General features: G+C 58.8%; 10 protein-coding genes. 3 read left to right on the forward strand and 7 right to left on the reverse strand.

Annotation, left to right across the window (positions count from 1 at the left end; genetic code table 11):
• The 7 genes from ACFE7X_RS23665 to ACFE7X_RS23695 form a co-directional block, all read right to left on the reverse strand.
• A partial coding sequence (locus ACFE7X_RS23665; RefSeq protein WP_375438151.1) for an FUSC family membrane protein occupies positions 1-930 on the reverse strand: 930 nt, incomplete at its 3' end.
• A 182-nt stretch (positions 931-1,112) separates the two neighbouring features.
• A complete protein-coding gene (locus ACFE7X_RS23670; protein ID WP_375438152.1) occupies positions 1,113-1,991 on the reverse strand; it encodes a cyanophycinase in 879 nt (292 codons plus the stop codon).
• Between the two features lie 201 nt (positions 1,992-2,192).
• Positions 2,193-3,761 carry an FAD-dependent oxidoreductase gene (locus ACFE7X_RS23675; RefSeq protein ID WP_375438153.1) on the reverse strand — a complete coding sequence of 523 codons (1,569 nt, stop codon included), beginning with the start codon at positions 3,759-3,761 and terminating at the stop codon, positions 2,193-2,195.
• A 294-nt stretch (positions 3,762-4,055) separates the two neighbouring features.
• Complete coding sequence (locus tag ACFE7X_RS23680; protein ID WP_375438154.1) at positions 4,056-5,024, reverse strand: bestrophin family protein; 969 nt, start codon at positions 5,022-5,024, stop codon at positions 4,056-4,058.
• A 104-nt stretch (positions 5,025-5,128) separates the two neighbouring features.
• On the reverse strand, positions 5,129-6,994 hold the full coding sequence (locus ACFE7X_RS23685; RefSeq protein WP_375438155.1) for a DNA mismatch repair protein MutS: 1,866 nt from the start codon (positions 6,992-6,994) through the stop codon (positions 5,129-5,131).
• A gap of 42 nt (positions 6,995-7,036) precedes the next feature.
• Positions 7,037-9,259: a TonB-dependent receptor plug domain-containing protein gene (locus ACFE7X_RS23690; protein WP_375438156.1), complete on the reverse strand. Its 2,223-nt coding sequence runs from the start codon at positions 9,257-9,259 to the stop codon at positions 7,037-7,039.
• A 214-nt stretch (positions 9,260-9,473) separates the two neighbouring features.
• Complete coding sequence (locus ACFE7X_RS23695; RefSeq protein WP_375438157.1) at positions 9,474-9,932, reverse strand: RidA family protein; 459 nt, start codon at positions 9,930-9,932, stop codon at positions 9,474-9,476.
• A gap of 115 nt (positions 9,933-10,047) precedes the next feature.
• Between ACFE7X_RS23695 and ACFE7X_RS23700 the strand changes: the two genes are divergently transcribed.
• The 3 genes from ACFE7X_RS23700 to ACFE7X_RS23710 all read left to right on the forward strand — a co-directional run.
• Entirely contained in the window at positions 10,048-10,881 is an 834-nt protein-coding gene (locus ACFE7X_RS23700) for an energy transducer TonB (RefSeq protein ID WP_375438158.1), read from the forward strand.
• Positions 10,882-11,115: 234 nt separating this feature from the next.
• On the forward strand, positions 11,116-12,672 hold the full coding sequence (locus ACFE7X_RS23705; RefSeq protein WP_375438159.1) for a DNA integrity scanning protein DisA nucleotide-binding domain protein: 1,557 nt from the start codon (positions 11,116-11,118) through the stop codon (positions 12,670-12,672).
• A gap of 371 nt (positions 12,673-13,043) precedes the next feature.
• The coding region (locus tag ACFE7X_RS23710) for a M36 family metallopeptidase (RefSeq protein WP_375438160.1) at positions 13,044-14,018 on the forward strand (975 nt) is incomplete at its 3' end.

A 14,018-nucleotide genomic window follows, 5' to 3' on the forward strand; every position in this document is an offset into this window, starting at 1 on the left:
CTCTAGACTGGCCGTAAGTTGGAACCGCGACGTGTAGCTGCGGTTGGCTTGAACAGCAAAGCCAATGTTTTCCAGTTCGGAAGCCAACTGCTCGACCAGCCCCGCTACGGCATCGAGCACGCCCGAACCCTCGAACCGGGAACGGATGGCCGCGTAGTCGTAATACGTGACAGTGATGTGCTCGTAGAGGTCCATCAGGTCCACGAATGTGAGCACCAGCCGGCGGCCCGTCCCCGTCGATTCCTTCATCATCTGCCGGGTCCGGAACAGCAATTCGCGCACAGCGTCCTGTTTTTCGCTCACAATTACTTGTTGGGTCATCAGGCGGCGGTAGTCGTCTTCTAAGTTGGTACCGGTGCGGTAAAACTCGGCTTTGAGGCGCAGGAAGCCCGCCACCGCCCGAATACATTCGCCCAATGCCTGCTGGGCCGAGCGGTATGGCCGAATCTGGTAGGAGAGCAGGCTGACCACCAGGTACCACGCGGCGCCCGCCGTCACGAGGCTGGTGAAGCGAAGCAACTGCTCGAACGGGAGCGAGCGGTCCATCATCAGAATAACCAGCAGCAACGCCGCCGTACCCACCGAGCCCGCGCGGGTGCCGTACACCAAAAACAAAGTGAACAAGAAGCTAAACAGCACTATTTCTAGCCCTAACAGCCACAAGTAGGGCTGCGCCAAACCCGTAATAAGCGCCACTACGGGCAACAGCAAGAGGCCAGCCGCCATGCCGTTGCGCTTGTGTATGAGCGGCCCGGGGGCGTCGGTGATGCTCAGGCACAACGCTCCCAACGACAAGTCGAGGCCCACTTCCAGTTTGCCGAGCCACCCAAAAAGCAAGCCGGGGAGCAGCACAACCAGCGTGATACGCAAGCCATCGGAGAAGTCTTGGCTGAAGAAAAAGTACTGAAGCTTCCGGGTGTGTTCGTTCATTGCAGCAGGCTGCGGGTTCAAGCTCATCTATACGATAAGCAGCGCCAAGCTACTACACTGCGTTGATTGTTGGGTGTTAAATGGCTGATTGTTGAATTGCTGGCAGTTGCTACCGAACAAGAACTTAACCGTTCAACAATCAGCTATTCAACAAATCAACCATTTAGCAATCAACCATCTAACTAAGCGTGCATTTGCTCCATAATGGGCAGCGTGTACCGCTCGCCGCTGCTAAGCAAATGCATGCGCAGGTCGCGGATGGAAAACGGCTTACCAGGCTCCACTTCGTGAATGTTGGTGGCCGTTACGCCCATCCCATCGAGGACCACCACCAGGCCGCTGCCAATAACCTCTAGCTCCCGGCCCTTGGTCACGACCACCGCGGTGTCTTCCTCTAAACCAAGCCCAATACACGACGGATTAGTGGCGATAATTTGCGCCATGCGCACGATGCGGCCCCGGGCCACAAAATGCGTATCAATAGCCACGTTGTGCAGAAACTCTAATCCGGTCGTGATGTGAATTTCGTCTTTGAGCATGCCGGCGTTGTTGCGCCCCTGGTAGATCATGGGTGTTGACATGGCAGCGGCCCCGGCGCTGGTGCCGGCAATAACGAATGGCTCGTACGTGTACCGCTCTTTGAGGCGCCGTTGAAAAGTGGTGCCTCCTAGCAGCGCCGTAAGCCGGAGCTGGTCGCCACCCGTAAACATCACGCCCCCCGCCTCATCGAGTAGGCGTAAGTTAGCTTCACTTTCGGCTCCTTCACGGCTCCGGCTATCAAGCCCTTCCCCGTCATTGCAGCCTAACTCTTTGAAGACAGTAACATAATCCTGGGCTGTTTCTTTGGGCTCTTCCGATGCAATAGGCAACACCAGGATGGGCCCCTTGTTCCCTATTTCGTCTACCACCCGGCGCAAAATAGAGTCGTCGGCCATGTCCGCAGTGTCCCCGTTCGAGACCTCCTTGCGCTCATGCCCTCCAATAGAAATCAGCATTCCGAGCGGATGGGGACAAGACACTTCTTGCGGAGCAGGAGCGGTTTTCTTTTTTGATGCGGGCATGAATTGGGAATTGGAAAGAGTGGGTAAATAGATTGGTTGGGGCTCGTTTGTTTGGACAGCCACAAGCAGGCCTGCTCGAAGCGTAAAACAAAATCTGGTTTTCAAACCAATTCAATAGCCAACGGTGCCACAACTACTGCGGCGTAGTCTGTGGCACCACTTGCTTGTAGCCGGGCAAGTATTTGCCGAATGGCCGTGCTGCTACTCGACCTTGGCCAAGTCCTCGTTGGCTGGGCCGGCGAGCAGTCGGCCGTAGGCATCGAAGCGAGAGCCGTGGCACGGGCAGTCCCAGCTGGTTTCCAGAGAGTTCCAGTGCACGATGCAGTGCAGGTGGGGGCACACGGCGGAGCACTCATGCACTTGGCCCTTCGGGTCGCGGTATACCGCCACTTTCAGCGGGCCGCGCCCTAGCACGGCACCCGTACCGGGCGCTACCTCGTCGGCGCTGCTTACCTCGCCACTGGTTAGCAGCTCGGTATATTCAGCGGCTACGTTGAGGTTTTCAGTGACGTACTCTTTTATTGATTCCAGCTTCACTGTCACGCGGCCCGGATCATAGAGCTTGGCCCACGGGTTTTCGCGGCCCAGAATCAAGTCGGTGATAATCAGGGGGCCGAGCGTACCGTGCGTCATGCCGTGGCCCGAGTCGCCGGTGATGATGTACACATTGTCGTCATCCAGCGGATTGCGGCCGGCGTAGGCCAGCCCGTCCACCGGCTCCATCACCTGCCCCGACCACCGGTAGTCGATGCTTTGCACCGAAGAGAAATTTTCGCGCGTCCAGTCTTCCAAGCACTGCAAATGGTCTTCGGGGTTAGGCTCCTGGCCGGTTTTGTGGTCTTCGCCGCCCACTATCAGCAAGTCGTAGTCAACTTGGCCGCCGCGGGGGCCGGCATCCACTTTTTGCAGCCGGATGTAGTGGTACGGGTCGGCAGTATCCCAATACAAGGCCGTCGTGACGGAGTTTTTGGGTACTCGGGCGCCTATCACGTAGGTGCGGTACGGGTGCTGCTTGGTGTGCATCACCACCCGGTCGTTGAAGGGCGTGTTGGTAGCAACGACCACGGCGCCGGCTTCCACCTCGTGGCCTTCGGTGGTCGTGACGCCGGCTTTGCTGCCGCCTTTCACTTCGGAGGCGTGGGTATTGGTGAAAATCTGGCCGCCTTGCCGCGTAATAGCTTCGGCCAGGCCGCTCAGGTATTTCAGAATATGAAACTGACCCTGATTCGGAAACACCAAACATTCACCCGTCGTGAAGCCTTGAGCACCCGCGTCGGGCAGGCGTTTTACGTCGGTGAGGCCCGCCCGGTGCGCCGCTTCCAGCTCTTCGTCCAGTTCCTTCACCTTGCCATCTTTCGGCAGATACAGATACCCGTTGAGGCGCTCGAAGTCACACTTAATATTTTCGCGCGTTACTATCTCCTCGATGGTATCGACGGCACTGCGGTGGCTGTCGGCGGCGAGGCGGGCGCCGTCCTTACCAAAAAGCTCCTCCAGCGTGGTGTACCGGTCGTCGAGGGCAAAGGAAAGGTGCGCCGTCGTGCGGCCCGATTCGCCGGAGGCTATTTCGCCGTCTTCCAACACCACCACTTTCCGGCCTTCACGACCCAACAAATAGGCGGTCGTCAGGCCCGCAATGCCCCCTCCTACCACCACCACATCGGCGGCAATGGATTCGGTTAGCTTCGGAAAAGTAGGCAGCGGGCCAGTTGTAGGAAACCACGACGTTTGCGTGGCGCCGGTAGTGCGGGCGGGGTTCAGTTGGGACATAAGCAGAAAGGTTAGGAGGTCTTTCTTTACGCCCACTTTCCCCTCTTAGTTAACGCCGAGCTTCGCTAACCGTGAGGAGGTGAAATTTGGGGAGTGACACCACTCAGTTCTGTCCTACTTGAACAGTACCCTCGCTGTTTCACAACCTCACCGTTCAGAATCTATCCAACTAAGCAAAGGCCTTGTCCTGCCGACATTCCGCGCATCAAGCGGCGAGAGGAATCTGAATGAGCTTGTTGAACGATTTCTCTCAGATTCCGCGTCGGCAGGACAAGGCCTCATTCGGATAGCCTCTTAGTAGAGAATGTCGTCGATGGGCGAGAGCTTGGGGGGGAGGTGGGTTTCGCCGAGCATCTCGCGCAGGTCGATTTCAATGGTGCGGCAAATGGCCGTCATCGGCACGTCGTTCATTTCGTTTTCGAAAGGATTTTCGCTGATGTGGCCCACGATTTCGATGGTGTTGAACACCCACGACACCAGCACCGAAAACGGCACCGTGAGCCAGATATGATCGGGGCCCATCTTCTCGAACTCCCCGATCAAACCCAGCGGCAGTAGGGCCGCAAACAGCCACACAAAAACAAAGCTATAAAAGGCGTACTGCCGGGGGAAAGGTGTGTTTTTGATTCGCTCACAGCCCCCTTGCAGGTTGTTGAACTGCTCGATGCTGGTCATCATGTTGACGTGCTGGAAGTCGTTGAGTAGACCTCGCTCCTCGCGCAGCACGCGCAAGTCGGCGGCTTGCTGGCGCAGCAAATGCACCGGCGGATTCTGCTTACGCTGCATTTCCACTGATTCGGCCGGGTCGAGGAAGGGCCCGACTTGCTGGTCCCACTGGTCGTTTTGGCGGCGCAGGTGCAGGCGCAGCGCGTTGCACCACGCTATTTGGCGATACACCAAGCGGCGGTGCCGCAACGACAGCTCGGCACGTGAAGCAGCAGGCGCTTCCACCCCGGGCGCATCCACCACCGACGTCACGAACTCCAAGGCCTGCATCGACCACGTACGGCTGTAGTTGACGATGCCGCCCCAGATCTGGCGGGCCTCCCAAAATCGGTCGTACGACCCGTTGTTTTTAAAGCCGATGTAGAAGGCCACGGCCGTACCCAGCGTGGCTACCGGCTGCCACGGAATCGACACGGAATGCACCCCCATTGGGCCGTATATAACACAAACCAGCAGCGAGTATAGTGTGAAAACAACCACACCCTTCCAAGCATACTTCCAGATGATGTGCCAGCGCAAATTATTACGAACGTACATAGTTTGATGTGCTGATTATGAATGTGTTGATGTGATGATAATCGATAGGCTGAGAATACACTGTAGCAAAGGGGCTGCCTATTGCCATATCAAGCATGAGCCCATCAATAATCAACCTCAATTCCCATCAGCTGCATAAGCTGGCTGGCATTGAACGAGCGGCAAGGGCCGGGCGTGAGGTGGTAATCGAAATGAATCTGGCCGCCCGAGAAGGTGCTGTTGAAGCTGAAATTGCGAACCTGCCCCGGCCACTCTTCTTCCAGCGCGGCTAGTTCCAGGTCGTGGGTGCTGACGAGGCCCGCGGCGCGCCGCTGGTGCAACTGCCGCAGCAAGGCGCGGGCGCCCCGGTGCCGGTCCAGCGAGTTAGTGCCCTTCAAGATTTCATCGAGCAAATAGAAAACGGGGAGTGACGCATCATTGGGGGCTGCTTGTTGGCTGCTCAGGTCGAGGAGCAGGCGCAGGCGTTTGAGTTCGGCATAAAAGGAAGAGGTGCTTTCAGCGAGGTTGTCTTGGGTGCGCATGGCCGTGAACACCTGTGCCGGGCTGACACGAAAGTGGCGGGCACACACCACGCCGCCCGCCAACGCCAGCACCATGTTCAGCCCCAGCGTCCGCAGAAACGTGCTTTTACCCGCCATGTTGGACCCCGTCACGACCACCGTTTGGGCCAGCCCGACGGTATGAAAATCGTTGGTGACGCGCTTTGCATTGAAGATAAGCGGGTGGCCCAGTTCGGTAGCCGTTACTTCCAGCAACTCGGAGCTTATCTCCGGCACCACGTAGCTGGGGTTGGCAAACTGCCAGCCGGCCAAACTTACTAGCGCCTCCAACTCGGCCTGCACTTCCAGCACCGTGGTTAGTTCCGGGCCGAGGCCACGCTTCCAGCGTTCCAGTTGCCATACGGCGTGCAAGTCCCACAGCAGTAAGCTGTTCAGCAGCACAGCCCCCAGCGGATGCTCACGCCCCCGAAACAACCCCGCCACCCTAGAAAGCTGCCCTAGCCGCTGCGTAGCCGCCGCGCCGTGGCTGGCGGCCTGCAACGTAGCCAGTAGCTGTTGCAGCCGCGGCGCCTGCCAGGTCCGGTCGGGGTCCTGCTCGAACAAGGCGAGTTGCGCCTGGGTGGCCCGCAAAGCATCGCGCATGGCGGTGGCCTGCTCGGCGTACTCGTTGCGGACGGCGGCCAAGCGGCCATTCAGCAGCCCGATAACCAGCTGCACTGCCACCAGCGCATAGAATCCGAAATCGAGCAGCCAAGCCAGAACACCCACAACCACCAGCAGCGGCAGTAGCACCAGCAGCGGTTTCAGCCAGGGTTTGCCCGCGAAAAAGTCGGGGCGAGCGAGCCAGGCACTGAATTGGCGCGGGTCGGCTTGCTGACGGGGGAAGTGCCGGGCCCGGGCCTGCCACTCTTGCAGCCACGTTACATCAGGCGCTAGTTCGGCGGTGGCTTGCTGGCGGGCCTGCACCTCAGCGGGTTTGGCGGGATGCAGCAACCAATCGGCTAGCCAGTCGTGCCCGAGGCGGGTGGTGGCACGGTTGAGGAGTTGAAACAACGAATGCGCCCCGAACACATCGAGGTCGGCGGCATACGGGTGCTGCGCGTCGAGGTAGCGCAGGCCAGGGTCGAAGTCGGTGAGCTTGCCAGTCAGCCGATCCAGCTCGTCTTGGTTGATGCGGGCCAGCAACCGATGGTGCTCACGCTGGTAACTTATGCCGGCGTGCCAGCGCACGAGAATGGAAAACGCCAGCCACACGGCCAGCACAAACGCTATACCGGGCGCAATAAAGTTGTGCGAAAACAGCCACCAAGCACCCGCCGCGCCGCCTACGAACAAGAGTAGCCGCAGCCAGCCGCCCAGCTGGTGACGCCCAGCAAAATACTTTTCGCGGGCAATATGAGTGGCTAGATTTTCAGTGAAAACCTCGGACGGAGCAACAGTAAGCGGACGGACAGCAGGCGAAACAGGCACGGCAACAACATCAGTGGAACCACGAAGGTACGAGGGAGTGGCTCACCGCTCGAACCGCAGCGTGACAAACAGGTTGCGGCCGGGAGCACTAATACCGGAGGCAAATACGCGGTAGTTGGTATCTAAAATATTCTCTAAGCCGGCCTGTAGCGCCCAGCGCGGCGTAAGCTGGTAGCTGGTCCGCAGGTTGAGCGTGTACCAGCCCAGGGCGCCGGCGGGGGTGGCCTGGGGCAGGTTGTCTTCCCCGCTCGGGCTGTACTGCGCCACAGTTTTGCGGCCGTTGAAGAGCACCGAGCCTTCCGCCAGCACGCGACGCAGCTGGTACGTCAGCGCCGCACGACCGTAGAGCGGCGAAATGTGGTCGAGGGGCACGTCGGCGGTACGGTCGCGGCCGTAGGTGTAGGTTAGGGTGCCGTCGAAGCGTAAATGGGCCGGCAAGGCCAGTTGAGCGCGGCTGGAAATGCCGTAGATGCGCGCCTGCCCCGTGTTGACCGTGGCCACGGTCTGATAGGTTCGGCCGTTGTACTGCGTGGTCGTCTGGCCGTCGGGGGCAGCGAAGGGACGCACGACCAGCGCGTTGCGCAGATTGGTGTAAAAGCCAGTAACCGCCAGCAACAGTCGGTTTTCGATGTTTTCGGATAGTTCTAGCTCGTAATTCACTACCCGCTCCGGTTTCAGAGTAGGATTCGGAATAATGAGCGTGCCAACGGTCTGGCTGGTGCCGGTGGTTTGCTCGAAGGTCCGGCTCAAATCATCCACATTCGGGTTGCGAAACCCGGTAGCCACCAGTCCGCTCAGGCGCAGGCCGGCCGGCAGCAGCGCCACCAAGCCCACGTTGCCATCCAACGACGACGAATTTTGCTTCACTGTATTGTAGGGCGAGTCGAAAAATTGCCGGTTGAAAGCCGCTTCCACTTGCACGTAACTGAACCGCAAGCCATCCGAGAAAATCAGGTGGTCGGTTATTTCCCAGCGGTGCGCGGCGTAGGCCCCCAGCGTGCCATACATGGAGCCGTCGGGGTAACGGGTGACAATGGGCCGCACCGCACCGGTTGCCACGTTTACGCCTTCGCCGATGCTGCGGACTTTGTTGTGGGTGACTTCCGCGCCGTAACGCAGCTCGTGCTGGCCGAAGTTCTTAAACAAGTCCAGGTTGGCGCTCAGCACCCGTACTTTCTCGGTGTTTTCCTGGCGCTCATCATTACCAAAGTCGCGCACCAAGCGGCTTTCCTCGATGTCCTGCACGGCAGGTGTCAGGCGCAACACGTCGTAGAAACTGTTCGGGCGCGTCAGCTCCAACTGGTAGCTGGCAAACAGGCGCTTTTGCGGGCCGTAGTCCCACTCGGCGTAGCGCAGAGTGCCGTTGCGGTAAGTCTGAAGGCGGTCGAAGCGCGGAATGTCGGAGGTGGTGGAAAGCTGAAGGTTGAGCGTGTGGCGCTGCCCGGCCTGCGGCTGAAACAATACTTTCTGCACCACATCCAGTTGACGGTAGCCGGTGAACTTCTGCCGGTCGGGGTGCTCGTTGCCGACTACCACATCCTGGCCGTTTTGCCGCTCCACATACTGGTTCACTTCCCCAAAACCAGGGTACTTGTTGATGCCGTTGCGGCCTTTGCGCAAGTCATCGAAATCGGTGGCCGTCACGCTGGTCAGCAGGGCCCACCGCTGCCAACCTAGGCTTACGTCGGTATGCACCGTTTTCTCGCGGGCGGCGGTGGCGTAGCGTAGCAGGGTGTTGGTGCGGGCCTGCGGGCCGGAGGTGGCGCTGTCGGCTAGTTTCGGCTGCTTGGTGTAGAGACTGATAACGCCGCCCAGCGCGTCGGAACCGTACATGACGGCCCCCGCTCCGCTCAGGATTTCCATCCGCTCCAGCGAGTTGGCATCTACCGTTAGGATGTTTTGGAGGTGGCCCGCGCGGTAGATGGCGTTGTTGAGCCGAACGCCGTCCACAACCAGCAGCACCTTATTGGCTTCGAAGCCGCGCAACACCGGCGAGCCGCCACCGAGCTGCGACTTCTGCACGAACACCCAACCGGAATTCTGTAGCGCATCGGCCGTGGTAGCCGGGTTGAGCAACCGAATCTGGCGGGCGCTCAGCACGTCCACTTGCTGGGGCAGGTCTAGTTTTCGCTCTCCCTGGATGCGGTTGGCCGACACCACCACTTCATTCAAACCAACAATACGGGTGGTATCGGGCGCCGCAGTTTGCGCCGCGGCCGGAAGCGTAAGAAATAAGATAAAAGAGAATGGTAACGTTTGCTTCATGAATACAACTTCAAATCAAGAACAGGACACAATCAAAGTTATGAAACCTAGCTTAGCAGTAGTATCCCTTTCTTACTTAGCAAATACAGTCCGCTAGTCTCCATTCTCGGCCTTGCACTTGGTTCTTAGTATTTTGACATAGCTTAGAAGTGCTACATCATTTGCGCAACACAACCTAGTACAGCCCGACCATGGCTTGCGTTATGGCTATGCCTTATGCTGCTACAACTGCTATGCACTTCAGCTCGATGGCAATAGGCGTGGGCAAACAATTCACCTCGACGGTGGTGCGGCAGGGTTGGTTGCTCTGGAAGTACTCGGCGTAGAGGCGGTTGTAGGTGGGAAAGTCGGTTTTCATGTTGGTCAGAAACACCGTCACATCAACCAAATCCTCCCAGCGGGCGCCAGCTTCTTCCAAGATGTAGCGCACGTTTTGGAAAACGGCGTGGCACTGCCGCTCGAAATCGTAGCGTGTGATGTTGCCGGCGGCATCTAGCTCCACACCGGGCACGGCCAGTTGCCCGCGCTGGCGCGGCCCCACCCCCGACAAAAACAGCAAATCACCTACCCGACGCGCGTGTGGATAGAGCCCAACCGGCTCGGGGGCGCGGCTGGAATTGTGGGCAGTGGAAGCGGCCGATGCGCCGCCAGCGGAAGTAGTGTCAGGTGCCATCCGCCAAAACTAGCCGATTTTTGGGGTCGGCAGAGCACCACTGAACCAGCGGCTGGCCTGGTGCGGTTGTTGAGTTATCTTCCAGATAATCCAATTTATTCCTGTATTCCTCGCTATGCCGCTTTTTTTCCGTCGTTTCGCCCTCGTGGCGGTGCTGGCCCTGCCAATGGCCGCGCCCGTACTGGCCCAGCAAAAATTGAAGTACTCCAAGCCGGAACCCGAACAAATCTATGACGCCGTGGCCCAGCCAGCCGTGCCCGTTGGTGGCGTGGAAGCCTATGCTCACTACCTGGCCGACAACCAACAATACCCCACCGCCGCCTTGCAGCGCGGGGCGGCCGGCACCGTGGAAGTTACGTTTGTAGTCGAGAAAACTGGTGTCATCTCCAACGTGACGGCCAGCAAGCCCGTCGATCCGCAGTTGGATGCCGAAGCGGTGCGGCTGATTAAAGGTGGCCCCAAATGGACGCCTGCTCAGCACAAGGGCCAAAAAGTGCGGCAGCGCGTCAGCGTCCCGATAGCCTTCCAGATACCTCTTGGCGCGGGTGGCCCCGCGCCGGCCACCGAACCCGATGCCCCGGTAGGCACTACCTCAACTGGCATTCCCAAACCAGCCGGCACCCCAACCAAGTCGGGGGCTACCATCATCACGCCCGACCAGCCGGCCCGGCCCGTGGGAGGCACCGAGGTGTTTTTCGAGTGGATTCAGAAAAACCAGCAGTACCCCGCTCTGGCCCGGCAGCGGAAGATAGAAGGTCGGGTGATGGTGGAGTTCGTCATTCAAAAAGACGGGTCTCTCACCGACGCCAAAGTGGTAAAACCATTGGGCTCGGGCCTAGACCAGGAAGCGCTGCGGCTTATCAAGACAGCACCCAAGTGGACGCCCGCTTCCTATCAAGGGCAGCCATTAAAGCAAAAGATGGTTTTGCCTGTTCTCTTTCAGCTCTAAGGTAATTACCTGAGGTATGCGTCACTCAATAGGGTAGGTGGTTGTCTTTAGTAATAAGATGAGCCTACGTACTTGAGGGGTATACGGCTAAGTTTGTGTGTCGCAAAAATAATCCAAGTCCATTATCTTGTTGCTTATATCCAACTACTTAGCTGTGTACCCACCTGGTCACTTCCTGCCAGAGTGAGGCCGCTAGTTGTGGTGATTGTTTTGAGTGCCCTTTCCGCCTTCCCCATGCTTACTCTTCCACTACTTTCTGCTCCGCCCGTAACCACTCAGCCGCCCGTCGAAGCCGACACTTTCCACGTTTGGCCTTACCAGACGCGGTTTTTGCAGGCCGCCCAAAACATTGCCAACGGTATTTTCAGCGTCCTTGACGAAGAGCTGGAACCGTTCACGATGCTGCTGGCCCTGCATATCGACTCGCCCGCGGCCGATGCACCGCTGGTGCATTTGGAACCCGCCAACCACGGCCTCGATACGCTGCATTTCACGAGTGCTGTAGCCCGGGGCCGCGACATCGAACGGCTCGTCCCTGTTCCCATCTCGGTGCGGGAGGAAGTGACTCCGGAAATGCTCGACCGGCGGCAAGAGTCACTGGGCATTCGCACGGCCGTGCAGGATGTGTTTGATCGACTGGATGAGAACACCATCTACCAGCACGTACCGGGCTGGCCTATCCGCATCAACGGCTACTTCGTAATGACGGTGCTGCGGGTGCGGCGCAAGGCCATGCGCGCGTATCCGTCGTTGCGGCCACACCGTTTCTACACCGATGGTCGGCCCCTGGCGCCGTCGTTGTTGGCGGCAGCCATCTTCCGCTTCACGGAGGAGTGCGTGAAATCGTTGAGCGAACCGGAGCCCGGTTCTGGGATGATGATGCGCCCCCGTGAGTCCGAAGAAATCCTGCGGGCCGCTGGCAAGAGTTTGCTCGATACGCCAGCGCAGGCGCTCGGGGCTGAGCCTGGGGCGACTCGACTCTTCAACACGCTGAACACTATTTCCAGTTTGCGCTACGAAGGGGCCGGCGGCGTAGGCAAGCTCATCATGGCCCGTCGCCGCCACCCCAACGTGGAAGAGGTATTTGCCCTTACCTGCCCTACCCCGCTCACCGACTACCGGGCCGTGCGCAAGCTGCTAGAAATGACGACGCCCGACGTAAGCTTGCTCTCCGACAGCGAGAATGTGTACGCCCTTGGCCGCTTGGTTGGCGAGTACGACCCGACTCGGGAAGACTTGTTTGTTATCAACTTCATCAATCACTACGCCTGGGAGTTTCAGCACGATGGCAAAGTGCTGATGCGTACGATTTACAGCCAGCCTAGCTTGCCTCGTTCGCGCGTCAACCGCACCCGTTTCCGCAAAGACCTGAAGCGCACATTCCACCTCACCGACTCCGCCAAGATCGAGCACCTTTGGGAAGTAGTGCTGGAAGCCAGCCGCCAAAAGCACGGCACGCTGATGGTCATTACCACCGAGGCCCTGGCCGAAGCCGACCGCCTAAAGCTGCAATGCACGCTTATCGAGCCGGTGCCGCTCACGCCGCTCATCACGCGCCTCGTTACCTCTATCGACGGGGCCGTGCTCCTCGACCCCGATGGCTATTGCTACTCCATTGGTGTGATTCTGGACGGTAAGGCTTCGGGCCGCGGTACCAGCACCCGTGGGGCCCGCTACAACTCTGCTATTCGCTACGTCGAAACGTCGCCCTACCCCTGCCTAGCCATTGTAGTTAGCGAAGACGGCATGGTTAACATCATTACCAAAGACCGGCTAGAGGACGAGGACTAGAACTACTGCTTTGTTTAACTGTACTGCGCAAAGCTTCGCCTTATCGGGGCAAGCTTTGCGCAGTTTTGTTTTCACTACCTGGCAGCGGCTTTAGTTTCTTCTTCGGGTTCGGGCTCAACAGTAGCGCAGCAGTAAGTATGCGAAATAAGTAATACCCGCCATGTGGTTACGCACTGATTGTCAGATGGAAGGCTAAAATCCACACTGTAATAAAGACGGTTTCTTGAAGTCTGGCAGGAAGCTCATGCACATAATCTTATTGCTCTATTACTAGATAAATATTTCTGATTCTCCGATATCATCGATAGGTTTAGAAGCAAGCAGCCTTTACAAGGCTATTGTGTTTCGCTCTTTCACCCTTATCCGTCTATATGAAGACAAACTTTACGCCCTCTAGTTGCCGCCCTTTGCTTGTAGCTGCTATGCTGGCATTGCCCGGCTTGGCCGCGGCTCAATCTACGCCCTTGCGCGCTGCGTTGCAGCAACTCGGCACCCAGAGCACCAAGTACGGGTTGAGTGCTACCGACGTAGCCAACCCGGCCGTAACCAGTTCCTACACCGATGAAGGCTCGTCGGCCATCACGCACGTGTATTTACGGCAGCGGTACCAGGGCATTGAAATTTATGGCGCGGAAGCCGACCTGCACCTCGACCGCAGCGAGAAGGTGGTTAGCATGCACACGGCCTTCATTCCCAACCTAGCAACGCTGGCCCGTACGGCGGCCACGGCCCCCACCCTTACGCCAGTGCAAGCGGTGGCCGCGGCGGCCCGCGCCCTGAACCTCCCGGCCCCCGGCAACCTGACGCTCACGAAAGCCGGCGCGCCAGCCGATGGCATGGTCTTCAATGAAGGCGGCATTTCGCTGGATCCCATTTCCGTGAAGCTCATGTACCAAGCCCGGCCTAGCGGCGAGTTGGTGCTGGTTTGGGACGTGACCATTGCGCCCAAGAACGGGGAGCACTACTGGAACGTGCGCGTCGATGCCGCGACGGGCCAACTAGTTGATAAGACCGATCTAACCAACTCGGAGCCCGTAGGTTTTATGGAGCTTACGCAACGCGCGTTAGCTACCTCCTCGTGGCCCCAGCAACAACCGAGTAGTGCAGCCGCTACGCCCAACAGCTACAACGCTTACCCCTTGACCGTAGAAAGCCCCCTCTACGGCAGCCGGCAGCTTTTGGTGAACCCGGCCGACCCAATGTACTCCCCCTTCGGCTGGCACGACACCAACGGCACGGCCGGCCCCGAGTTCACCATCACCCGCGGCAACAACGTGCACGCCTACGAAGACCGCGCCGCCCGCAACGGCAACCCGCTCGGCTACAGCCCCGACGGCGGCCCGGAC

It is taken from the genome of uncultured Hymenobacter sp., assembly GCF_964242765.1.
Lineage (GTDB): Bacteria > Bacteroidota > Bacteroidia > Cytophagales > Hymenobacteraceae > Hymenobacter.